Source organism: Stenotrophomonas sp. 78350_Sma (assembly GCF_056482105.1).
On sequence record NZ_CM151182.1, the window covers coordinates 2,559,592 to 2,582,227 of the forward strand.

Sequence of the window (22,636 nt, forward strand, 5' to 3'; positions counted from 1 at the left end):
GCCCCAACCTTGCACGAAGCTTGCAATGCGAATCCTGCTGATCGAAGACGACGCCGCTCTGGCCGATGGACTGATCCGCGCCCTGCAGGGTGCCGGTCATCTGTGCGACCACCTCTCGCGTGGACTGCACGCGCCGGCGGCACTGGCCAGCGCACCGTATGACGTGATGGTGCTGGACCTTTCATTGCCCGACGTCGATGGCCTCGATCTGCTCTCACGCCTGCGCAACGACGGCGCCACCCTGCCGGTGCTGATCCTGACCGCACGCGATGGTGTGGAGGACCGCATCCTCGGCCTCGACCGCGGTGGCGACGATTACCTGGCCAAGCCGTTCGCACTCGGTGAGCTGGAAGCCCGCCTGCGTGCACTGTCGCGCCGCCGCAGCGATGCACCGGCGCAGAAGCGGCTGGGCCGGTTGTGCTTCGACAGCATCCGCAATGAAGTGCAGGTTGAAGGCCTGCGCATCGAGCTGACCGCGCGCGAGCTGTCCCTGGTCGAGGCACTGATGCAGCATCCGGGCCGCACGGTTACCAAGCAGCGCCTGTTCGACGCGCTGTACAGCTGGGACCACGAGGCCAACCTGTCGGTGATCGAAGTGCATGTCAGCCGCCTGCGACGCAAGCTGGAACAGGCGCATGCCGGCGTCGGCATCCGCATGCTGCGTGGCCTGGGCTATCGCCTGGAGGCCGTGGGTGACTGAGCGCGTGCACAGCCTGCGCGGCCTGCTGCTGGGACGCCTGTGGCTGCCGCTGCTGGTACTGCTGCTGTGCAGCGCCGTCGGTTCATTTGCGCTGGCCCGGTTCTATGCCGGCCAGGTCTACGACCGCTGGCTGCTGGATTCGGCGATGTCGTTGTCCGAACTGGTGACGGTGCAGGATGGTCGCGCTTCGATCGAGATCACCCCGGCAGTCTCGCGCATGTTCACCTGGGACACCGCCGACGAAGTGCATGGCGAGGTGGTCGACGCTGCGGGTGGGCGTTTGTATGGTGACCTGCCCGAAGCCCTGCCACGCCCCACAATCGCTGCAGGAAATGATGACGACGCCGTGTACTACGATGCACGGGTGCGTGGTCAACCGGTGCGCATGGTCGAAGTGGTGGTCAGCGCCGGACCGGGCCATGACATCCGGTTGCGCGTGGCTGAGACGCTTCGCAAGCGCCACCGGCTGGAGCGCAAGCTGCTGCTGGCCAGCGTTCCCTTCCAGGCCGCGATCCTGGCACTGGCGGCGTGGTTGGCCTGGTCCGGTACAGGCGCTGCCGCTCGCCATGCCAACCTGGTTGCGCGGAAGCTGGCCAGCCCGCGGCCGGATCCGTTGGCACCGCTGGATCCGGCGCAGGAGGCACCGCGCGAACTGTGGCCGGCGGTGGAGGCCTACAACGCGTTGCTGCAGCGCCTGGACGCGATGCAGGCAGCGCAACGGCGCTTTGTCAGCAATGCCGCGCACCAGCTGCGCACGCCCTTGGCGGCAATGCAGGTGGAGCTGGAGAGTTCATTGCGCCAGCACGACCCGCAGGCCCAGCAGCTGGCGCTGTCCGGCACGCTGGCCGGGCTGGCCCGCTTGCAGCACCTGGTCAACCAGCTGCTGATGCTCAGCCGCTCGGAGGATCCGCATGGCAGTGCACTGCCACTGCAACCGGTGGATCTGGCTGCGTTGGCACGCGGCGTGGTGGAGCGCTATGCCGACCGCGCACTGGTGGTGGGCGTGGACCTGGGTTACGACGGGCCCGACGACGGCGTGCAGGTACAGGGCGATCCGCAGCTGCTGCGCGAGGCATTGGGCAACCTGCTGGACAACGCGCTGCGCTACGGTGCGGTGCCCGGTGTGATCACCCTCGGCGTTCGGCAGGCGGCTGATGGCGTGCAGGCATGGGTGGACGATGATGGCGCCGGCATTGCCGAAGCCGAGCGCACGCGCGTCACCGAACGCTTCTACCGGGCCTGCAGCGAAGGCGATGGCTGCGGGCTTGGGTTGGCGATCGTGGCCGAGATCGCGCAGCGGCATGGCGCGACCCTGATGATTGATACCGCCCCGATCGGTGGCGCGCGGGTGGGGTTGCGGTTTCGTTCCCGCTGATCTGCCGCGTGCCAACCGAGGTTGGCACCTGCCAAAGGCGCCCCGGCCGGCAGATTCCGGTAGTCGCCCACCTTGGTGGGCGCCGTTGATGTCCCCCGTGCCAACCAAGGTTGGCACCTACCAAAGGCGTGCCGACCCACGGATTCCGGTAGTCGCCCACCTTGGTGGGCGCCGTTGATGTCCCCCGTGCCAACCAAGGTTGGCACCTACCAGAAGCGGGATCACCTTATGCCAACCAACAACGTGTCACCGGCTCATCGAATATGGCGCCTGCGCGCCCTGCCCCGGCCAGTCCTTGTTCGGCTCGGCCTGCATGCTGAAGCGCAGCTCGCCGCCGGCCAGGATCTCGTCGTGGCGCAGGAAGGTGCGCTGCAGCGGCTTGCCGTTCAACGTCACACCGCCCACATAGGTGTGCGCATCGTCCAGCCCATCGGCCACGATGGTGAACGTCTTGCCGTTGGGCAGGCGCATCGCGGTCTTCGGCAGGAACGGGCGGCCGAGGATGTACTCGCCCGAGCCCGGTGCCACCGGGTAGAAGCCCAGCGCGGTGAACACGTACCACGCTGACATCTGGCCGACATCATCGTTGCCGGCCAGGCCATCCGGACGGTCGGCGTACTGGGTGTCCATGATCTGCTTCAGGCGCGCCTGGGTGCGCCACGGCTGGCCGGCATACGAATACAGGTAGGCCACGTGGTGGCTGGGCTCGTTGCCATGTGCATACCAGCCGATCAGCCCGGTGATGTCTTCCATGTGCTCGAAGATGGACGGATCCACCTTGGCGTTGAACACCTCGTCCAGCCGCGCCAGCAGTCTGTCACTGCCACCATGCGCTGCCGCCAGGCCGGCCACGTCCTGCGGCACGTACCACGAATACTGCCACGCGTTGCCCTCGGTGTAGTCGGTACCGTAGCCGCTGGCGCTGGGGTCGAACGGAGTGCGGAAGCTGCCGTCGCGCTTGCGTGCGCGCATGAAGCCGGTGTCCTTGTCGAACGCGTTGCGCCAGTTGCCCGCGCGCTTGTCGAAGGTGGCCGCGATATCGCCCCTGCCCATCGCCTGCGCCATGCGTGCGATGGTCCAGTCGTCGAAGGCGTACTCCAGCGTCTTGCTGGCCGCTTCACCTTCCTCGTCGATCGGCACATAGCCAAGCTCGCGGTACTGCGCGATGCCGTCATAGGGGCCGTAGTTGGCGGTCTCGACCATTGCCTTCAGCGCCTTGTCGGCATCGAAGCCACGGATGCCCTTTACGTAGGCGTCGGCGATCACCGGCACGGCGTGGTAGCCGATCATGCACCAGTCCTCCAGTCCATGGAACGACCACACCGGCAGCATGCCGTAGGGGCTGTGCTCATGGTGCGCCAGCATCGAATTGACGAAGTCGCTGTTGCGCTTCTCCGACTGCACCAGCGTCAGCAACGGATGCAGCGCACGGTAGGTGTCCCACAGCGAGAACGTGGAGTAATTCGTGTACCCGTCTGCCTTGTGCACCGCGTTGTCCGAACCGCGGTACTGGCCATCGGCATCCATGAACAGCGTCGGCCCCAGCATCGTGTGGTACAGCGCGGTATAGGCACTGCGGCGAGCGTGCTCGGGTGCATCGATATCGAGCACCGACAGCGCCTGCGTCCATTCCTGCTTCGCCTGGGCACGTACCCGCTCGAAATCGAAGTCCGGCACTTCGGCATCGAGGTTGGCGATGGCGCCAGCCTCGCTGACGGGTGAGATGGCGACCTTGACCACCAGCGGTGCGTCCAGCTTGCCGAATGCGAAGGTACCGACCAGCTGACGGCCCTCGATCTGTGCACGCTGCGCCGGATCCTTCTCGCCCGGCGGCGGGAAGCCCTTGTAGACAATGTCCTTCTCGGTGCTGTGCAGCTCGTGGCTGGCCAGCGGCCGCGAGAAACGCATGGCGAAGAACACCTGGCGGCCCGGCGCCCAGCCGCGGGTTTCACGGAAGCCGGTGATCGTGCCGTCAGCACGCACCCGCACCCTCGACCACAACACCTTGCCCGGGTAGTCGTACATGCTGGTGCGCATGTCCAGCAGCACCTTGGCGTCGGTGCCCTTCGGGAAGGCGTAGCGATGCACACCCACGCGGGCACTGGTGGTCAGCTCGGCGCGCACCTTGTAATCGTCCAGGGTGACGGCGTAGTAGCCCGGCTCGGCTTTCTCGTCGTCATGGCGGAACCGGGAGGCATAGCCGCTGCCCGGCTTCTCCGGATCTCCGCGCTCGAGCCCGGGATTGCCGGTGAACGGCATGACCAGGATGTCACCCAGGTCCGAATGGCCGGTGCCGGAGAAATGGGTGTGCGAGAAGCCGACAATGCTGCTGTCGTCGTAGCGGTAGCCGGCCGCCCAACCGTAGGCCTTTTCGCGCGGCTGGATGCGCGTATCCGGGCTGAGCTGGACCATGCCGAACGGCACCGTTGCACCCGGATAGGTGTGGCCTTCCCCACCGGTGCCGATGAACGGGTCGACCGAGGCGTAGGCCTTGTCGGCGGCGGTTTTCGGCGTGGCAGCCAGAGCGGCACCGGAAGCAAGCATGGCGGTGGCGGCGAAGGCGATCAGGAGGCGACGGTCCAGCGTGGGCATCGGCATTTGGATCGATTCATATGATGGCCGGATGCTAGCACCCGGCTACCGGCACCGCATGTTGCGGCGCAGCTGAATGGATCCAAAGGCGACAAAAGTTGTCCTGTCTTATCTGCAACTAATTGCATGTTCCCGCGCCTTGGCGATCACCAGACTCTGCGCAAGCCCAATGCGGCACAAAAGAGGCGTCTTGCGACATGCCCGTTTGCGATGTGACGGCTATCGCAATACGCCTCGCGCGGGCCAGGAACAGCGCCCTATTCACTTCGCTTTCACGCCATGTGAGCGTTTGATTCACACCGACGAAGTGAATGCGGTCCCTTTCCTGAAGTTCGATACCCACAGGAGTCCGGTCATGAAGATCGCCGTTCGTCGTTCCCTTGCGCTGGCTGTCGCCAGTTCCCTTGCCCTCGGACTTCCGGCTTACGCCGGTATCCTCACGCCGGGGCAGTCCGCCACCGTGCAACCCGGGGATACTGCCGAGACGTGGAGCCTGTCTGGTGCCCGCATTGATGTGCGCCCCGGCGGGCAGACGTTGTCGATCTTTGCACGCGACTCGTCCAGCGTGATCCTGGATGGGGCGCAGGTTTCTTTCTCAGGGTCCGACGCTGCTGTTCGGCTGACCAACAGCCATGCTGAAATCAGTGATACCTCGATCGCCAACAGCGGGGAACGAGCACTGTTGCTGGCCACGGGGGTGACGGGCGACACCGGCCCAGCTTCCACAGCGATGGTTCGCCGCAGTACGCTGCAAGGACTTGGGGTGGGTGTCAGTGTCGCCACCAGCGGTCCGAGCCAGCGAGCGTCGCTGGTGCTGGACGCAACGCGTGTCGAGGCACTGGCTGATGTCGGCAACGTTGAGCCACTGGCCGGCAACGGGCTGCTTCTGATCGGAACCGCCGATGTGTCCATCGAGAACGGCAGCACCGTCATCGGTGCACAGAACGGCATCTACGCCATTGATACGGACGTGGGTGGCCCTTCGGAAGTGAATATTGACAGCTCCCGCGTGGAGGGCCGTACCGCAGCCGCCATCCGGGTCGCTCCCTCGCTTGATCCAGCGAGCCCCCGATCCAACGTCGTCTTCAACGTGCGCAACAACAGCCAGATTGTCGGCGGTGACGGCAATCTCCTCTTCGTCGAGGCACCCGATGCAACGGTCGGCTTCAATGTCGACAACAGCCAGCTGACTGGCAGCATTCTCAACACCGTCGGCAGCACGCTTGGCGTTGCCTTGCGCAATGGTGCCAGCCTGAAAGGCACCACGCGCAACATCACTTCAATGGCGCTCGACAATGCCCGTTGGCAGCTGAGCGGCGACAGCAGCACTGGCACGCTGGCGCTGGGCAGCAACAGTGAGATTTCCCTGGGCGACGGCTCCGCCTTCCACACCCTCAACGTGGCCGGCAACTTCACCGGCAATGGCGGCACCCTCGCCTTCAACACCGTGCTGGCCGGCGACGATGCGGCCACCGACAAGCTGATCATCGGCGGCGACACCAGTGGCAGTGCCAACGTGCGCGTCAACAACGTCGGCGGTGCCGGGGCGCAGACCAGCCAGGGCATCCAGTTGATCCAGGTTGGCGGCGCGTCCAATGGCCAGTTCAACCTGGCCGGCCGCGCGGTGGGCGGCCAGTACGAGTACTTCCTGCACAAAGGCACCGGCGCCGACGGCAACTGGTACCTGCGTTCGCAGCTACCGACCGTGCCGGACCCGTGCGTGGTCAATCCGAGCCTGCCCGAGTGCAAGCCGGTTGATCCTGTTGATCCTGTTGATCCGGTCGATCCGGAGCCGGTGCTGCGCCCCGAACCCGGCGCCTACCTGGCCAACCTGCAGGCTGCGCAGAGCATGTTCCGCGTGGGCTACCACGACCGCCATGCCGGCCAGAATTCCGGCCGCGCCTGGGCCCGCGTGGATGGTTCGCGCAACGGCTTTGATGCCATCAGCCGCCAGCTCGACATCCGCGGCAACAGCCAGGCACTGACCGTCGGCGCCGACGTGTGGCGTCACGAATCGGGCAGCGGCGTGGGCGTGATGCTGTCCAGCGGCAATGCCACCAGCACCTCCACCAATGAGCTGACCGGCTACTATGCGCGCGGCAAGGTGAAGGGCGAGGCGCTCGGCGTCTACGGTACCTGGCGCGGCGGCAACGGCGCCGATCCGTATGCCGGCTTCTATGTGGATGGCTCGGTGCAGCGTGCGCAGTTCCGCAACCGGGTGGAAGGTATCGGCCTGGACACGGAACGCTACGACAGCCGCGCCTGGCAGGGCGCAGTGGAAACCGGCTATGCGTTCCGCGTGGGCGGTGCCAGCAACGGTGGCATCTACCTGGAGCCGCAGTTGCAGGTGGGCTACAGCCGCTGGGACAGCAACCGCCACACCGAGGCCAACGGCACGGTGGTCAGCGCCGAGAATGCCAATGGTGTGTTCGGGCGCGCGGGCCTGCGCCTGTCCGGTGTGACCCGCTGGGGCAACGGTGCCGCCGAGGTGCAGCCGTACCTCGCCGCCAACTGGCTGCATACCCGCGCCGAGTCGCAGATCCGCGTGGATGACGAGATCGCCGATGCGCGCGTGCCGCGCAGCCGTGGCGAGTTCAGTGGCGGTGCGTCGGTGAAGTTCGGCAACGGCCTCGGCGCCTGGGGCGGCCTGTCGCTGCAGAGGGCCAGTGGCTATCACCAGACCCGTGCGCAGGTAGGTGTCAGTTACAGCTGGTAGTCGGTCGCCTTTTCCTGGGCTTCCCTGGAGTGGAACCGCGCAAGGTGAACGCCGACAGGGCAGCGTCGGCTACGCCTTGCGCGGCGCAGAGATCCCACGCTTCCCACGATGGCCGAGCATGCGCTCGGCTCTGGCCTCTGGAGGAGATCGATCGGTCTTTCTACGCCGCCAGCACCTTCTGGATATCGGCCAACGGTGCGTTGGTCAGGTCCTTGGCGATGTCGCCCAGCAGGCGGGCCTGCGTTTCCTTGTGCAGCAGCGGGCGGATGCGCCCCAGCGTGGTCGGATCGGCCACCAGCACCAGGTGTGCGTAGCGGTTGTTCAGCGCATCCTCGTTCAACTGCTCGGCAACCTGCTTGGCGAAGGTCGCTTCGTTGAGCTGGGAAATGGACATGTCCTTCGGCACTGCCCCCGACGGCCCCTGTCCCGACACGCCCTGCTCGCTGATGTCCTGCAGGCGCAGTTCGCCTTCCTGCTTCAGCGTCAGCTGATGATCGCTGCCGACGTTGGTGAACACGCGGGCCGAACCACCATCGGCGACAATGATCAGCGTACCTTCGGGAATGCGACGGGTCATGCGATGCTCCTTCTCGATTGCGTTATTGCGTTCACCACCACCGTAGACAGAACCATGTGAGCGCTACGGCCAGAGTTCGTTCAATGCACGTCATCGCGTGCAGTGCAGATGAACAGGCGTGATGGAACACAGCGTGCAGATCACTCCGCTTCGCTGCACGCTCACGCCGATGCCGTTATGATGAATCGATGATCGACAAGACCCACTACGTGACGGGCGCACCTGTTACGTGGGAAGCACTGCCGACCGGCGCTTCGCTTGCCACGAATGCTCCCGCCCTGCATTTCCATCGCCTTGCGCTGGATCCCGGCGGATGACGCCCGAAGGCCCTCTTGCCTGCACCCCTACGCTGATGTGATACCCGGCCGCTGACTGCGCGGTCGTTGTGATCCCGTTGTCGCGTCTCCGCCCCTGCGGCGGTGCTTTGCCGTGCGCGTGGCGTTACGCCTGCACACATTCCCCGGCCCCCACGCCCCCCATCGATGCCCCTGCGCCACTTGCGCCTGCATCGCCGTTTCCGATTTCCGGGACACACCACACCGCTCATTCCCCTATTCCATACCTACAAGGGAGACCCCATGCAGGACACGCCCGAGGCACATGCCCATTTCGGCTGGTTCAAACGCCGCCGCCATCTGAAAGTCGATGAGATCACCGTCGTCGACAAGCCCATGCTCAAGCGCGCCGTGGGCGCCGCCGCACTGGGCAATGCCATGGAGTGGTTCGACTTCGGTGTCTATGGCTATCTCGCCGTCACCATCGGCCAGGTGTTCTTCCCGTCCAGCAACCCCACCGCGCAGGTGATCGCTGCCTTCGCCACCTTCACCGTGGCGTTCCTGGTGCGGCCGCTCGGCGGCCTGGTGTTCGGCCCGCTCGGCGACCGTTATGGGCGCCAGAAAGTACTGGCGTTCACCATGATCCTGATGGCGCTGGGCACGTTTGCGATCGGCCTGATTCCTTCCTATGAGCGCATCGGCATCTGGGCGCCGGTGCTGTTGCTGCTGGCGCGCGTGGTGCAGGGCTTCTCCACCGGTGGCGAGTATGGCGGTGCGGCCACCTTCATCGCCGAGTATTCCACCGACCGCAACCGTGGATTGATGGGCAGCTGGCTGGAGTTCGGCACGCTGGGCGGCTACATCGCAGGCGCCGGTACCGTGACCGCGCTGCACATGCTGCTGAGCAGCGGGCAGATGCTGGACTGGGGCTGGCGCATTCCGTTCCTGGTGGCCGGCCCACTCGGCCTGCTTGGCCTGTACATGCGCATGAAACTGGAGGAAACGCCGGCCTTCCGCGCCTTCGCCGAGGAAGCCGAGAAGCGCGAGCACGATCGTCCGGGGCTGGGCGCGCTGTTCCAGGTGCACGGCCGCCAGCTGCTGGTATGCATGGGCCTGGTGCTGGTGTTCAACGTCACCGACTACATGCTGCTGACCTACATGCCCAGCTACCTCAGCGTCACCATGGGCTATGCCGAGAGCAAGGGGCTGTTGCTCATCATCATCGTGATGCTGGTGATGATGCCGCTGAACATCGTCGGTGGATTGTTCAGTGACAGGCTGGGCCGCCGCCCGATGATCATCGGCGCGTGCATCGCACTGCTGGTGCTTGCCATTCCGTGCCTGCTGCTGGTCGGCAGCGGCAACGACTGGATGATCTTCCTTGGCCTGATGCTGCTCGGCCTGGCACTGGTGTGCTTCACCAGCTCGATGCCATCCACGCTGCCGGCGCTGTTCTACACCCCGGTGCGCTACAGCGCGCTGTCGATCGCCTTCAATGTTTCGGTATCGCTGTTCGGCGGCACCACCCCGCTGGTGACCGCCTGGCTGGTGGAACGCACCGGCGACCCGCTGGTGCCGGCCTACTACCTGATGGGCGCGGCGGTGATCGGCCTGGTGACCATGCTGTTCGTGAAGGAGACCGCCGGCCTGCCGCTGCGTGGTTCACCGCCGGCCGTGGGCAGCGACAGGGAAGCGGCTGCGTTGTTGAAGAGCGATGTGCCGGTAACGGTGGACCCGAGTCTGCCGCCACTGCCGGACGTTGCGGAGCCCGAGCAGGTGAAGCCGGCCTGAGGCCGGGCGCAGAACGCGATCCACGCATGGCGTGGATCTACTGAACCGGTAGCGCCGGGCCATGCCCGGCGATATTCGGGGCGCTCAGTTCCATCGCGCGCATCACGATGGGTTTGGCCCAGTCCGGCGTATGCAGCAGTTCGGCCACCGAGACCGGGTACTGCAGCTGGCCATGCGCCATCGCCAACACCGGCAGCGGCTCAACGCAGCCGTTGGCGTCGGCCGGCGCGCTGTTGTCGTAGACATGCAGCTCGGCCAGGTGTGGCAGCAGTTCCAGCAGGTTCTCGCGCGCCGAATCGAAGCGGGCGTGGATCTTCTCCACCGGAATATCATGACCGCCGGCGGCCACCCGCGCTGCAACGCGGGCAATGTGCAGGTCCACCGTGGCCAGCCCGCAGAACCAGATCGCAACATGATGGTGTTCGCAGGCCCCGCGCAGCAGGCGCGGAATAGTGTTGCCGCCCAGCGTGGTCTCGAAGGCAAAGTCCGTGCCATCGGCCATGGCCTGGCGCAGGCGGCGGGTGCCTTCCAGCCAGGCCTCGGCATTGGCGTCGGGCAGCGGCCAGCCGGCCTCCACCAGGCGGCGGGTGAACGAATCGGGATTGAACCAGCTCAGCCCTTCGGCTTCCAGCCAGGTGCCCAGCAGCGAACTTTTGCCGGCGCCATTGACGCCGGCCAGCACCAGGATCCGCCCCATCGGTCAGAGCGGACGGCCGAGAGTGACCTTGCGGCCGCGGCGGATCGGCTGGCCCAGCACCTTGCCCAGCCCCTCACCGCGCTGCAGGCTGGCCAGGGTCTGGTCGAACTCACCGCGCAGGCGCAGCAGTTCTTCGCTGCGCTCACCGGCATCGCTGCCAGCGGCCTTGGCCAGCAGTTCCTGATACGTGCGGATATCCACGATCACCGCTTCGGGGTGGTTGTGGTTGGTAATGACCAGCGCCTGCTTCTCGCGCACGGTGCGCATCAGGCTCGGCCAGCCACGGGTCTTCACCGACGACGCGGGGGCCTTTTCGAGGCCAGGCAGATCCAGCGGCAGGGTCATGGCACGGCTCCAGACGTGGACAGTTGAGGCCATTATGCCCAATTTGGCCCAATTGGGGATAAATGGACCTTTACCTGCCGGAACCGTCCGCCGCCGCGCCCGGACCATCGGTCTGCAGCAGGCTGTCCCGCTCGCGCAGCGGGAAGCGGATCCAGGCATCCAGGCCTTGCGGCGCGAAGCGCAGTTCGCCACTGCCGGCCAGTTCGTAGGGGACGCGCTGCTCGATCAGGGCCCGGCCCAGGCCGCGCTGGTGGGGTACCTCCCAATCCTGCACCTCGGCATGCCGCTCGCACCAATGCAGCCCCAGCCATGGCTGCCCCTGCTGGATCTGCAGGTTCCAGGACACCTCGATCCGGCCGTCCTCATGGGTCAGCGCGCCATGCCGCAGCGCATTGCTGGCCAGCTCGTGGATCGCCAGTGACAGCACTTCGGCAGCCTTGGGTGGCAGCAGCACGTCCTCACCCTGCAGGTGATAGACCGCGGCAGCCGGTGTCTGCGCTGCAATCTCCTCATCCAGCATGCCGCGCAGGCAGACCCCTGCATTGGCGCCACGGGTCAGCAGGCTCTGCGTGCGTGCCAGCGACATCAGTCGCCCGAATAACCGTTCAGCGTATTCATCCACGCTGCTGACCGACTCGCGGGTCCGCCAGGCAATGGCATGGATGGTCGACATGATGTTGCGCACCCGGTGCTGCAGTTCGGCCAGCAGCACCGCCTGGCGCTCGGCGGCATGCTTGAGATCGTCGATGTCCACGGCGATGGCGAACACCCCGCTGACCCCTCCATCGGCGTCACGCAGCGGTGCTGCGGCAACCCGCGTCCAGCGCACCCGGCCATCGTCGTGCAGGTACTGGAACTCCAGCCCCGGCACCACGGTTTCGCCGCGCATCGCACGGGCAATGGCGAAGTCCTCGGGCCCGATGGTGGAGCCGTCCGGATGCCACCCCCGCCAACGATGCTGGTTCTCCGCATCGGTCGAAGGCACCTTGCCACTGGGCAGGTACGCACGCATCTGGTCATTGGACAACACCATGCTGCCCTCCAGATCGACGATGCACAGACCCACCGGCAGCACCTTGAAGGCCAGCTCCAGACGCCGCTCGCTTTCACGCCGGCGTTGCTCCTCGCGTTCGCGCGCGGCCTGGGCCACGTGCGCAGGGGTGGTCTCGAACATCGTCACCAGCACGCCATTGATGCGCCCTTCCTCGCCGCGGATCGGGCTGTAGGTGATGGTGAACCAGATGTCTTCCAGGCGACCCTGCCGCGCCAGCGGGTACAGCTTGTCCTCGAAGGTGAGGGTCTCTCCCTGCCAGACGCGGGCATAGAGCGGGCCGTTGATGTGCCAGACCTCGGGCCAGCACTCGCGGGTCGGCTGACCGAGCCCCCCGGGATGCCTGTCGGCCAGGATCTCGGCGTAGCCATCGTTGTAGAGCTGCACCAGCTGCTCGCCCCAAAGCACGATCATCGGGAAGCCATGGGCCAGCATCAGGTCGACGGTAGCGCGCAGGTGCGGCGGCCAGCGCTCGATCGCGCCCAATGGCGTGGACGACCACTCGTGGCGGGCGATGCGCGCGGCCATGCCATCGTGCCGGGCATGCATGCGCAGTGCAGGAGGCGCGGACCCACGCATGTCGGCAGCGTGGAGACCTTCAGTCGGGCGGGCCATGCCGCGCAATCAGGCGGCGCCCGCAGAGGCCCGTGGGACCGCCACCAATCCGGCCAGTTGCTGGACCAGGGCCTCGATGTGGTAAGGCTTGGTGCAGCGAGGAGCCGCAGCAAAGCGGCTGGGCAGGTTCTCATCGTAGCCGGAGGTGAGCAGGAAGGGTGTGCCCGCCTCGGCCAGACGATCGGCCAGCGGATAGACCTGCTCACCGCCCAGGTTGATGTCCAGCAGTGCCACATCGATGGGATGGGTATCGACCAGCTGCCCCAGCGCCTGCAGGTCACCGGCAGGCCCCACCACCTGTGCGCCTTTCAGCTCCAGATAGTCGACCAGGAACATCGCGATGGCGAATTCGTCTTCTGCCACCAGTACGCGCAGCCCATTCAGGCCATCCGGTTTGCTACCTGCCTCCAGCACGCCCTGCACTCCTCGGTACACGCGGCCTGCTTGGCCGCAATGCTGGCAGGATGCGCGATCCGGGCTACAAGGGCGCGTGACGACCGATGAAGAACGCTGCCACGTCGCATTCACTCCGATGATGCAGGCGTCGCGGGCGGCGATTCAGAAGGCGCGCTCCCATTTGAGGCTGAGCAGGCTGCGGTCGTGGCTGTACAACCAGCCAACGTTGCTGTCGATGCGCGCGTAGCGCAGGCTCAGGCTGGGTACCAGCCCGGCCACCGCGAGGCGCTCGCTGCGGACGACGGCGATCAGGTTCTGTTCGCTGTCCTCACGCCGCGCCTCCAGCAGCGGGCTCCACGCGTCGTAGTCGCGCTCGCGCAACGACACGAATACGGTGGCGGTGGTGCCCGTCCACTGGCGTGCCGCCCCCAGGCGCAGGCCACGCTGGCGGTAACCGTTGGCCGGATTGGCAGCACTGCTGTCACTCAGGTCCAGCCCGGCAAAGAGGGTCCAGCGCGGGTTGAGCGCATGGAACCAGGTGGCATACACCGCGGCCAGCTCACCGTCGTAATTGCTGGCCAGGCCGCGCTGGCGATAGCGCTGGCGCTTCCAGTCGGCCTCCAGCTTGAGCAGGCTGCGCGCGTCCAAGGCATATTGCCATTCGCCATGCAGCCCGCTGCCGCCCTGCAGGGCCCGGTTGCCCAGGCCCTGGTAGTCATAGCTCGGCGCGATCTGCAGGGTATGCCGTGCGCTGCGCCAGCTATAGCCCGCCTGCACGCTCGCATTGAGCTCGTTGTAGGCGCTGTGCCCGCGCCATGCCTGGCCGAACGCAAGCGCGCGCACATAGACGCCGTGATGTCCGGCCAATGCCCAGCGACGCTCCAGGTTGCCGTCGTAGTCCAGGCCCATGGCGCGCTGGGCATCGGGAAGATTGCGCTGGATGATGCAGGTGTCGCCCACTCCAAACAGGCAGGTGCGGCTGGCCGAGCTGCGGTTGATGTTGTCGCTCCATGCCGGGCCGGCTGCCAGCGCTCCTTTCCAGCGTTTGCGGGCCTGCAGCGCAGCCAGGTAGGCGTCCACCCGGCCGCGCACACCTGCGGTGGAGGGGTCGTCGGCATTGATGCCACCGGCGATGGCCGTGAACAACACCACGGCATCGCGGTCGCGCTGGTCCTCGGCATAGACACGTGCAAGCTCAAGGCGGGCCGGCAGGAAATCCGGCTGCGCCGCCAGCAGTGCTTCGTACTCGTTGGCCGCGCGGTGGTGATTGCCGGCCACCCGCGCCAGGCCGCCCTGCGCGTAGTGGCGCAGCAACGGGTCGTGGCCGGGCAGTTCGATGTATTCGTCCAGGAAGCGCTGCGCTGCGCCCCATTGCTGATGCTGCAGCGACAGGTACAGCGCCTGGCCCAGATCGTCGACCGTGCGCTCCACGCGCAGGGTCTGGCCGTCGACGGTGATGGTCGGCCGCGCCGACTCGGCCTGCTGCAGGCGCTGCTGGTCCTGCTGCTGGTGGCGCAGTTCGCTGCCCTGCTCCAGCACACGACGAAGATCATCCTGCTGGGCGCGCACATCGGCAGCCGCCAGCAACAGGATCACAAGGAAGATGGGATGGCGCATGGTCGATCCGTGGTGATGCATGCAGCGGGCCGAAGCAGGGACTGGCGGATCGCGGCTTGTCCCTGCCCTGCCCCGTCAGGGGCGTGGCAATCAGTTCTTGCTGCCGCCGAAGGCGGTGTCGTACTGGCTGTTGCCGGCGAAGGTGGCGATGCCGGCCAGGGTGGCGGCGTTGGCGCCGAAGAACTGGCCCTGGGTGGTGCCGTTGACGCTGCCATTGGCGTTGGCCGAACCGGCGAACGATGCATCGGCACTGTTGATGTTGGCAACGATGGCCAGGGTCAGGCCATTGCCGGAGAGCGCACCGTCCAGGGTGCCGGCGCCGAAGTCGGCGTCGAAGGTGCCGCTCAGCAGGTTGCTGCCGTTGAACTTGTTCAGGCCGGCCACGGTGTAGGACGCCACGCCGGCGGGCAGCGTGGTGCCGGCGCGGTCACCAACGAAGTAGACCTGGCGGTTGTTGAAGCCACCGGCAGCGCCATCCTTGGACCATTCGCCGAACCAGACATCGCCACTGCCGACCTTGACGAAGTTGAAGTGGCCCATGCCGGCGTGGCTGCCCGGTGCGCCGGTGATCGGCATGGCCAGGGTACGTACCGTCACGCCATTGACGGTGGTCGGTGCCGAGTAAGCGCTCAGGCCCTGGAAGTCCACCGGCTTGGCCTGGGACACGGTGCCGACACCGATACCGGCCTTGCCAGCGCGGTGCGGGCCGCCATTGACCTGCGATTCGCCAACCGCGACGTACAGCTCGGCATCGGTCCTGGCACTGGCGGCACCAACGATATCGGCAGCATGCGCGGCACCGACCAGAGCCAGCGAGGCGGCAACGGCGAGCACCGAACGGGAGATCATTTTCATGGTATTGCTCCTTGGTTGAGGGAACTACGGGTACAACGCTTGAAGGTGGGAGATCAGAAGCGCGCGGTGACGCCGAGCTTCAGGGTGCGACCCGGGGCCGGCAGCGTGGACCGCGTGGCTGGATCGACGTAGTAGCGGTTGCCGAGGTTGCTGCCGACCAGCTCGACGCTGGCATGCTCGTTGAAGCGCCAGCGCGCATAGGCATCGACGGTGGTGATGTTTCCCCAGGTGAACGGCACGTTCTGCCAGAGCAGCCCGCTGCCACCGCTCAGCAGGCGGTCACGGTAGGCCTGCAGATCAGGGTTCTCGTGCCGCTGGTAGTGCACGATGCGGCTGCCCAGTTCCAGGCGCTCATCGAACAGGCGCGTGCCCAGCGACCAGTTGATCGACAGCTTGGGAATGGCCTGGGTCAGCAGGTAACCACCGACGAAACCATCCTGCACGCAGTTCGGGACCAGGCCGCGGTTCGCGTCCAGGAGGACCGCCATGCTCTCGTCACACACCTCGTTTTCCAGCGTGCGGGTGATGCCCAGATCGGTGAAGAAGCGCCGGTTGTCGAAGCGCGCCTGCAGCTCGATGCCACGGATGGTCTGCTTGTCGATGTTGTCGAACAGGAAGTTGCCATCGCGCTCGATCACGTCACGGGTCTTGTGCACGTAGTACGCCAGCTTGACGTCGGCATCGGCGGTGTTGCCGAACAGGGCTGACAGGTTGTGCACGTAGCCCACCTCGTAGTTGTAGGCGTGCTCGGGCTTGAGCGCATGCAACGGATTGAGGCTGCCGGAGAAGGCGATGGTGCTTTCGAACATGCTCGGGAAGCGCACCGCTTCGCTGTAACGCACGTAGGCACGGGCGGCCGGGGACAGGTGTGCAGTGGCCGAGAAGGTCGGCAGCCAGGCGTGGTCGCGGCGACGGCTGTTGCGACCATCGACCGGCTGCGACTGTACGCTGTTGCCGATGCTGCAGACCTGGTCGCTGCCGGCAAACACCGGCTGCACGCCGGGAATGGCCGCCACTTCGCCATTGAGGCAGGGATTGCCGGCGCGGGTGTAGTTGCCATCGGCATCGGGCAGCCAGGGCCGCGTGTACCTGACCGGACGCGGCGTCTCGTACGGCGCCAGCAACGCACGGATGCTGTCATCGATGAACCAGCCCATGCCGCGCTTTTCCCATACGGCGCGACGTGCTTCCAGAGCGTCGATGCGGGCCTGCAGATTGGCCGGACGCGGCGGCAACTCGTTTACGGTGTACTGCGCTTCCTTGCCACCTACGCCCTTGGTCAGCAGCTCGGGGTGCGCCTCGAGGAAATCGTCGAAGGCCCAGTAGCGGCTGTAGCGCACGCCTGCATTGAGGGTGAGGAAGTCGACCGGCCGCCACTCCAGGGTGAGGTAGCCTTCGCCCTCCTGGCGGCGCCCGGCACGCGGGAACATGCGCCAGCCATCGGTGGTGCCGAAGTACGGATCGCCGGACCCCAGTTTCTCGTACTGCCAGTTGCCGCCCACGGTCAGGTCCAGGGTCGAATGCAGCGCGAAGCGGTTGCTCAGGATCAGGCCGGTGCGGTCGTTGCGTGCATTGGCCAGTGCGGTGTTGCGCAGGATCGGGCTGGCGTCCGGATTCCATGCCGGATTACCCACTGCGAAGTTGGGAAAGCCGCCAGCGCTGTAGGTATCGCTTTCCGTTTCCGTGCGCCACAGGTTGGCGTACAGGTCCAGCCAACGACTGCCGGCGGGCTGGAAACGGTACTCCAGGTTCCACGCATCCGAATCGACCCGGCTGAGCGGCCACTGGATGCGACCGTAGTCCGGGGCCGACAGGATGCGCGACGGCATGATCTCGCCGTAGTGCGACAGCGTGCGCCGCCAGGTCGCCTTCAACTGCTGGTCATCGTTGATCTGCCAGCTGCCCTTGACCAGCCAGGACTCCTGTTCGCTGGAGGTGTTGGGCACTTCATCGCCGGGCTTGAAGTAGCGAGCCAGTGTGGTGATGTAGTCGATGCCCTGGTACTCGAACTGCTCGCGCCGGTCCTGTTCGTAGTAGGCGCTGCCCTTGGTCCCGGAGAAGTAGTTGCCGCGCTTGCGCCACGCGTAGGCAGCCATCAGGTCGACGTTGTCACCACGCACGCCCAGCGCCAGGCGCCAGGCCTGGTCCTCGCCATCGAAGGGATTGTTGCCACTGCGCGACTTCACGGGCACCACCAGGGTGCGGTCGTCGTAGGGTGAGTTCGGCGAGCCCTGCGGGAAGCCCGGCACGGTGCGGTAATCCTCGCCGCTGTGCAGCCGCGGCAGGCGCGGCGCCACCGCATTGCTGCTGCCTTCGATCTTCAGCTCCCCGCCGAAGCGCTCGCCGGCAGCGACGATGTCATCGACGTCGATGGTCTTGATCACCAGCGCGCCACCGATCCCGCTGTGCACATCGCGCACCAGCCCTGGCCCCTTGATGACCTGGATGCCACCAATCAGGTTGGGATCGATGTAATTGCGGTTGCTGACGCCGTTGTAGCCGCGCCAGACCGTGAGCGCCTGTTCGCCGCCGTCGATGCTGACCGGCACCCGCCCGGGCCCCTGGATACCACGGATGTTGACGTCCAGCGCGCCGCTGTTGCGCGCATCGCCACTGAACACACCGACCAGATCCTTGACCACGTCGGCCGGATTGGAGCCACGGTAGCGCTCCACCCGGTCGCGCCCCGAATACGCCGTGGTCAGGTCCAGCGCGAACACATCGTCGTAGCCACGCCGATCGCGGGCCTCACCCCCTTCCGACTGAAGGCGACCGGCCACGTCCAGTGTTTCGGTCACCCGCACCCCTTCCCCCTCACCCGCCTCCGCTGCGGCCCGCAGGCTCCAGGTACCGTCCATGCCGCGCTGGGCACGCACGCCGCTGCCGCGCAACAGCTGCTGCAGCGCCTGCATCTGGCTGTACTCGCCTTTCACTGCACTGGAGCGGCGGCCTTCCACCAGGTCGCTGCGGAACACCACCTGCACATCGGCCTGGCGGCCAAAGGCGCGTACGGCATCAGCCAGTGGCTGCTCCGGAATGGTGTACTGGCGCACCGGCGCGACGATCGCCGGTTGCGCCTGTACGGCCGGCACCCAGGCCAGCGGCAGCAGAGCGGTGGAAACAGCCAGGGCCAGAACGGTGGCGCGACGATGACAGGCGGATGCCGTGGACGGCATGGACGGGAACTCCTCAAGCGTGGCGGAACCACGGGCACATCCGGTGCCGGTGGCATGTCTGGCTTGAGGAGAAACGGCGTTTCGCTCTGGCTATACCTCTATAGACAGCGGGGCACTGCGGGTGCCCACGGTTTTTTCATGTTTTTTTCATGTGGCGGGCCGTGCGCTGCGCCGCAGGCACCTCACCACACCACCAGCGCGCCGCCGGGCAAGCGCTGCACGCGTAGTCCCGCCTGTGCGGCCACCGCGTCAATGGCGGTCTCCGGCTGCTGCAGATGGAACAGGCCACTGACCCGTACGTCCCTGCCCTGCCCGCCCAGTACCCACACCGGAGCACGGCGGTAGCGCGCCAGATCGGCAATGGCCTGCGCGGCCGGCCGGTCGTCGATCACCACCTCGCCCCGCCGCCACGGCGCCACGGCATCCGGATCGGCCTGCCGCAGCGGCTGCAGCCAGCGACCGTCACGGAACACCCGTGCCTGCCCGGCATGCAGGCGCTGTACGCTGCCATCGCCAGGGCGCACATCCACTACACCCTCACTGACCCGGGTCACGACCGTGGTGTCCTGCATCGACACGCTGAAGGCGGTGCCGATGTCACGGATCTGGCCACCGCCGGCCTCGACCTGGAACGGTCGCTGCTCATGCGCCACCTGGAACCAGGCCTGGCCGCGCAGCAGGCGCAGGTGCCGCTGCTGGCCATCGAACTCAACCGCCAATGCGGTGCCCGCATCGAGTACGGCGGTGCTGCCGTCCTCCAGCTGCACCACGCGCGGTGCATCGCTGCTGCGCAGGTCACTGCGTGCCAGCAGCAGCGCGTGTGGCGCAGCGGCAATCATCAGCACCACTGCGGCGGCACTGGCCAGCAGCCACGGCAGGCGCCGACGCGGTGCGATCGGGCGCAACCCTTGGCAATCAGCCGTCAACCCGGGCAGCGCGGCCAGCACGTCGGGCCCGGCGGCATCCAACCCTTGCCAGAAGGCCTGCTGCTGGCGCCAGGCCAGCGCATGGCGGGGATCGGCCTGCAGCCAGCGCTGCAGGGTTCGTTGCTGGCGTTCCGGCAGCGGGCCTGCACTGCACTGGATCACCCAGCGCAACGCCTGCCTGGCCTGACGCGGCGAGGGTTCGGACGTGGTCATGGTTGTGGCCTGCCGCACCACGAACGGGTGCGCCTTCCTGTTGTGACAACGGCGGGCGTGATCTGCCCACGGCAATCGCCGCTCATCGATGCATTCCCTGCTGGTGCTGCTGGATCAACAGCGCCGCGCGCAGCACATGCTTGCCCACCAGGCTCTTGGAAATACCCAGCCGGGCGGCGATTTCGCGCTCGCTCAGGCCCAGGTAGCGGTTGAGCACGAAGCACTCGCGCACCTGGGCCGGCAGCGCGAGGATGGTCTGGGTGATCTCGCGCAGCTGCGCCTGGTCCAGCGCCTGCGCCTCGCCATCGCGACTGGCCTCGGCCATGTCGAGGGCGTACTCGGCCATCGCACGCCGCTCGCGGGCGTCGGACTGGCTGCGGTTGAGCGCGTGGTGGTAAGCCATCCGGTACAGATAGCCGCGCGGCTCCAGGATGGGCGGATCGCCGGGCACGCTGCTGGCCTTCAGGTACAGGTTCTGCAGGGTGTCCTCGGTACTGGCCGGGTCGAGATAGCGCGCGATGAAGCGAGACAACGCACGGCGCTCGCGGATCAGCAGCTCGACCAGCGCCAGGGCATTGGGAGACATAGGTGCCAAGGCCGGACCGGGGAATGATGGGCGTGATGGCGACGGTCCGAGCCGGAATTGTAGGCGTCCGGCCGCGATACCGCACCCCCGTTCAGCGACATCGCCACAGGCAGGACCTTCGGCCTATGAAGATTTCGTGAAGACAATGCTATGTTATATCGTCACATTCGTAGCGACCCCTTCCCATGTCCCGTTCCCTCCCCGCCCGCTGCCTGTCCGGCGCGATTCTCCTTGCCCTGGCGCCCACACTGGCAGCGGCGGCCGACGCCCCTTCGCAGCTGGATCCGATCGTGGTGACCGCCACTGCCACCGATCGCCTGGCCAGCGACGCGCCCGCCTCCATCAGCGTGATCACCCGCGAGCAGATCCAGCTGCGGCCGGTGCTGGACCTGGCCGACGCACTACGCGGCAGCCCGGGCGTGACCGTGGCCGGGGTCGGCTTCGGTCGCCGCGGCATCCGCATCCGCGGCATGGATCCGGGCTATACGCTGGTGCTGCTGGACGGCCAGCGCGTCAGTGCGTCGGCCGATGCCATCGCCCACTCGGATTTCGATCTGGGCTGGCTGCCTGCCGCCGCGATCGAACGCATCGAAGTGGTACGCGGCCCGATGTCCTCGCTGTACGGATCGGAGGCACTGGGCGGCGTGATCAACGTGATCAGCCGCCGCGCCACCGACGATTGGCAGGGCAACCTGGTCTACAACGCCGGTGTGGTTGGCGGTGACCGCGGCGGCAATACCGCACAGGCCGGCTTCTATGCCGGCGGCGCGCTGCTGCCGGGCACGCTGGGCCTGAGCGTGTTTGCCGAACACCGGCAGAAAGACGCCACCCGCGATCCGACCGACGACCGGCTGGACGAACAGGAGGGCCGGCGGGTCAATACTGGCCGCGCGGTGCTTACCTGGACCCCGGACGCGCACCAGCGCATCGACCTGTCACACCTGCAGGGCAGCGAGGAGCGCCGCCGCCATGCGCTGCAGGCCGGCGCCGCACCCTACGTCTACGAGACCATCGACGACATCCGTCGCCGCCAGACCACACTGAGCCACCAGGGCGAGTGGGACTGGGGGCAAACCAGGGTAAGTGCCTACCGTGCCACGCTGGACCGCGACAACCGTCGCGACCGCGGCGACGCCTCGCGGCCGCAGCAGCTGACCGACCAGATCGTCGATGCACGCGCGACGGTTGCACTGGGTGCACGCCACCGCGTCAGCATCGGCGGCGAATGGCGGCGCCAGGAACTGGACGATGCTGCGGGTGCGCGCTCCGGCCATCTGCAGTCCGACCAGAGCGCGGTGTTCGTGCAGGACGAGATCCAGGTCAGCGACGCACTGTCACTGGTGTTCGGCAGCCGCGGCGACCGCCATCCCGAGTTCGGCTGGCACCACAGCCCGCGCGCCTATGCGGTGTGGCACGCCACCGAAGCACTGACGATCAAGGGCGGCATCGGCAGCGGCTTCAAGGCGCCGAGCCTGAAGCAGCTGTCGCCGGAATACTCCGCGGTAGGCGGCGGTGGGCGTTTCACCATTGTCGGCAACCCGCAGTTGAAGCCGGAGCAGAACACCAGCGCCGAGCTGTCGGTAGCCTGGCAGCAGCAACGCTGGTCGCTGCAGGCCACCGCCTTCCAGAACGACCTCAAGGACCTGATCCAGACCACCTGCGTGCGTGCCTGCGGCGTGCGCGGCCGCGAACTGCGCAACTACACCAACGTGGCCCGTGCCCGCATCCGTGGCCTCGAGCTGGCCGGTACCGCGCCGATCAGTGAGCACCTGTCCTTCGAGGCGAACTGGAGCTGGCTCGACCCACGCGACCGTCAGACCGACCAATGGCTGCCGGAGCGTCCGCGCCGTAGCGGTGCAACTGCGCTGAACTGGCAGCGCGGACCGCTGCAGGCTGCGGTACGTGGCGAGTACATCGGCCCACAGCAGCAGGTGGCCGGCGGCAGCCAGGTGACCCTGCCCGACTACTGGCTGTGGTCGCTGGACGCGCGCTGGCGCGTGACCGCGGCGGTGAGCGTGGTGGCCGGCATCGACAACCTGGCCGACAAGCGGCTGGACGAAACCGGTGCGCTGTACCCGTACCCGGAAACCGGCCGCTACGTGCATGCCGGCATCGAACTGGCCTTCTGACCAT

At 66.7% G+C, this 22,636-nt stretch carries 17 protein-coding genes; 6 read left to right on the forward strand and 11 right to left on the reverse strand.

What is annotated here, in order from left to right:
* Window positions 1-25 precede the first annotated feature (25 nt).
* Together ACZK4H_RS11955 and ACZK4H_RS11960 are read left to right on the forward strand one after the other, a co-directional pair.
* Window positions 26-700, forward strand: coding sequence for a response regulator (locus ACZK4H_RS11955; protein WP_099550961.1), 675 nt, complete (start codon window positions 26-28; stop codon window positions 698-700).
* On the forward strand, window positions 693-2,075 hold the full coding sequence (locus ACZK4H_RS11960) for a sensor histidine kinase (RefSeq protein ID WP_099550962.1): 1,383 nt from the start codon (window positions 693-695) through the stop codon (window positions 2,073-2,075). Before ACZK4H_RS11955 ends, ACZK4H_RS11960 begins: the two co-directional genes overlap by 8 nt.
* A gap of 246 nt (window positions 2,076-2,321) precedes the next feature.
* Here ACZK4H_RS11960 and ACZK4H_RS11965 read toward each other — a convergent pair whose 3' ends face one another.
* On the reverse strand, window positions 2,322-4,673 hold the full coding sequence (locus tag ACZK4H_RS11965; RefSeq protein WP_099550963.1) for a GH92 family glycosyl hydrolase: 2,352 nt from the start codon (window positions 4,671-4,673) through the stop codon (window positions 2,322-2,324).
* Window positions 4,674-5,022: 349 nt separating this feature from the next.
* Here ACZK4H_RS11965 and ACZK4H_RS11970 point away from each other — a divergent pair, with 349 nt between their 5' ends.
* Window positions 5,023-7,383, forward strand: a complete 2,361-nt coding sequence (locus tag ACZK4H_RS11970) for an autotransporter family protein (protein ID WP_099550964.1) — start codon at window positions 5,023-5,025, stop codon at window positions 7,381-7,383.
* Window positions 7,384-7,543: 160 nt separating this feature from the next.
* On the opposite strand, the gene ACZK4H_RS11975 is transcribed toward ACZK4H_RS11970, so the two are convergent.
* Window positions 7,544-7,960 carry a baeRF12 domain-containing protein gene (locus ACZK4H_RS11975; protein ID WP_099550965.1) on the reverse strand — a complete coding sequence of 139 codons (417 nt, stop codon included), beginning with the start codon at window positions 7,958-7,960 and terminating at the stop codon, window positions 7,544-7,546.
* A gap of 188 nt (window positions 7,961-8,148) precedes the next feature.
* Between ACZK4H_RS11975 and ACZK4H_RS11980 the strand changes: the two genes are divergently transcribed.
* A complete protein-coding gene (locus ACZK4H_RS11980) occupies window positions 8,149-8,277 on the forward strand; it encodes a hypothetical protein (RefSeq protein WP_254919678.1) in 129 nt (42 codons plus the stop codon).
* Window positions 8,278-8,538: 261 nt separating this feature from the next.
* A complete protein-coding gene (gene proP / locus ACZK4H_RS11985) occupies window positions 8,539-10,026 on the forward strand; it encodes a glycine betaine/L-proline transporter ProP (RefSeq protein ID WP_099553989.1) in 1,488 nt (495 codons plus the stop codon).
* 37 nt (window positions 10,027-10,063) lie between these two features.
* Here proP and ACZK4H_RS11990 read toward each other — a convergent pair whose 3' ends face one another.
* The 9 genes from ACZK4H_RS11990 to ACZK4H_RS12030 all read right to left on the reverse strand — a co-directional run bounded on the left by ACZK4H_RS11990 (window position 10,064) and on the right by ACZK4H_RS12030 (window position 20,503).
* The gene (locus tag ACZK4H_RS11990; RefSeq protein WP_099553992.1) at window positions 10,064-10,723 is read right to left on the reverse strand and encodes an ATPase; all 660 of its coding nucleotides are present in this window, start codon (window positions 10,721-10,723) and stop codon (window positions 10,064-10,066) included.
* Between the two features lie 3 nt (window positions 10,724-10,726).
* Window positions 10,727-11,068, reverse strand: coding sequence for a type II toxin-antitoxin system prevent-host-death family antitoxin (locus ACZK4H_RS11995; protein ID WP_099553994.1), 342 nt, complete (start codon window positions 11,066-11,068; stop codon window positions 10,727-10,729).
* 70 nt (window positions 11,069-11,138) lie between these two features.
* Entirely contained in the window at window positions 11,139-12,734 is a 1,596-nt protein-coding gene (locus tag ACZK4H_RS12000) for a sensor histidine kinase (protein ID WP_099553996.1), read from the reverse strand.
* Between the two features lie 9 nt (window positions 12,735-12,743).
* Window positions 12,744-13,148: a response regulator gene (locus ACZK4H_RS12005; protein ID WP_099554030.1), complete on the reverse strand. Its 405-nt coding sequence runs from the start codon at window positions 13,146-13,148 to the stop codon at window positions 12,744-12,746.
* A gap of 144 nt (window positions 13,149-13,292) precedes the next feature.
* Window positions 13,293-14,747 (reverse strand): surface lipoprotein assembly modifier, encoded by a 1,455-nt coding sequence (locus tag ACZK4H_RS12010; RefSeq protein WP_099553999.1) that lies wholly within the window; start codon window positions 14,745-14,747, stop codon window positions 13,293-13,295.
* Window positions 14,748-14,837: 90 nt separating this feature from the next.
* Window positions 14,838-15,602, reverse strand: a complete 765-nt coding sequence (locus ACZK4H_RS12015) for a Slam-dependent surface lipoprotein (protein WP_099554001.1) — start codon at window positions 15,600-15,602, stop codon at window positions 14,838-14,840.
* Window positions 15,603-15,655: 53 nt separating this feature from the next.
* The gene (locus ACZK4H_RS12020) at window positions 15,656-18,778 is read right to left on the reverse strand and encodes a TonB-dependent receptor (protein WP_099554003.1); all 3,123 of its coding nucleotides are present in this window, start codon (window positions 18,776-18,778) and stop codon (window positions 15,656-15,658) included.
* Window positions 18,779-18,960: 182 nt separating this feature from the next.
* Window positions 18,961-19,917, reverse strand: coding sequence for a FecR family protein (locus ACZK4H_RS12025; protein WP_099554005.1), 957 nt, complete (start codon window positions 19,915-19,917; stop codon window positions 18,961-18,963).
* Between the two features lie 82 nt (window positions 19,918-19,999).
* Window positions 20,000-20,503: an RNA polymerase sigma factor gene (locus ACZK4H_RS12030; protein WP_099554007.1), complete on the reverse strand. Its 504-nt coding sequence runs from the start codon at window positions 20,501-20,503 to the stop codon at window positions 20,000-20,002.
* 185 nt (window positions 20,504-20,688) lie between these two features.
* Here ACZK4H_RS12030 and ACZK4H_RS12035 point away from each other — a divergent pair, with 185 nt between their 5' ends.
* Window positions 20,689-22,632: a TonB-dependent receptor domain-containing protein gene (locus ACZK4H_RS12035; RefSeq protein WP_099554009.1), complete on the forward strand. Its 1,944-nt coding sequence runs from the start codon at window positions 20,689-20,691 to the stop codon at window positions 22,630-22,632.
* Window positions 22,633-22,636 lie beyond the last annotated feature (4 nt).

Bases quoted from the DNA above. Each gene is read 5' to 3' on its own strand.
- ACZK4H_RS11975 (WP_099550965.1), bottom strand. From the start codon at position 7,960: ATGACCCGTCGCATTCCCGAAGGTACGCTGATCATTGTCGCCGATGGT.
- ACZK4H_RS12020 (WP_099554003.1), bottom strand. From the start codon at position 18,778: ATGCCGTCCACGGCATCCGCCTGTCATCGTCGCGCCACCGTTCTGGCC.
- ACZK4H_RS12035 (WP_099554009.1), top strand. From the start codon at position 20,689: ATGTCCCGTTCCCTCCCCGCCCGCTGCCTGTCCGGCGCGATTCTCCTT.
- ACZK4H_RS12000 (WP_099553996.1), bottom strand. From the start codon at position 12,734: ATGGCCCGCCCGACTGAAGGTCTCCACGCTGCCGACATGCGTGGGTCC.
- ACZK4H_RS12015 (WP_099554001.1), bottom strand. From the start codon at position 15,602: ATGAAAATGATCTCCCGTTCGGTGCTCGCCGTTGCCGCCTCGCTGGCT.
- proP (WP_099553989.1), top strand. From the start codon at position 8,539: ATGCAGGACACGCCCGAGGCACATGCCCATTTCGGCTGGTTCAAACGC.
- ACZK4H_RS11980 (WP_254919678.1), top strand. From the start codon at position 8,149: ATGATCGACAAGACCCACTACGTGACGGGCGCACCTGTTACGTGGGAA.
- ACZK4H_RS11995 (WP_099553994.1), bottom strand. From the start codon at position 11,068: ATGACCCTGCCGCTGGATCTGCCTGGCCTCGAAAAGGCCCCCGCGTCG.
- ACZK4H_RS12010 (WP_099553999.1), bottom strand. From the start codon at position 14,747: ATGCGCCATCCCATCTTCCTTGTGATCCTGTTGCTGGCGGCTGCCGAT.
- ACZK4H_RS11955 (WP_099550961.1), top strand. From the start codon at position 26: ATGCGAATCCTGCTGATCGAAGACGACGCCGCTCTGGCCGATGGACTG.
- ACZK4H_RS11990 (WP_099553992.1), bottom strand. From the start codon at position 10,723: ATGGGGCGGATCCTGGTGCTGGCCGGCGTCAATGGCGCCGGCAAAAGT.
- ACZK4H_RS12030 (WP_099554007.1), bottom strand. From the start codon at position 20,503: ATGTCTCCCAATGCCCTGGCGCTGGTCGAGCTGCTGATCCGCGAGCGC.
- ACZK4H_RS11965 (WP_099550963.1), bottom strand. From the start codon at position 4,673: ATGCCGATGCCCACGCTGGACCGTCGCCTCCTGATCGCCTTCGCCGCC.
- ACZK4H_RS12025 (WP_099554005.1), bottom strand. From the start codon at position 19,917: ATGACCACGTCCGAACCCTCGCCGCGTCAGGCCAGGCAGGCGTTGCGC.
- ACZK4H_RS11970 (WP_099550964.1), top strand. From the start codon at position 5,023: ATGAAGATCGCCGTTCGTCGTTCCCTTGCGCTGGCTGTCGCCAGTTCC.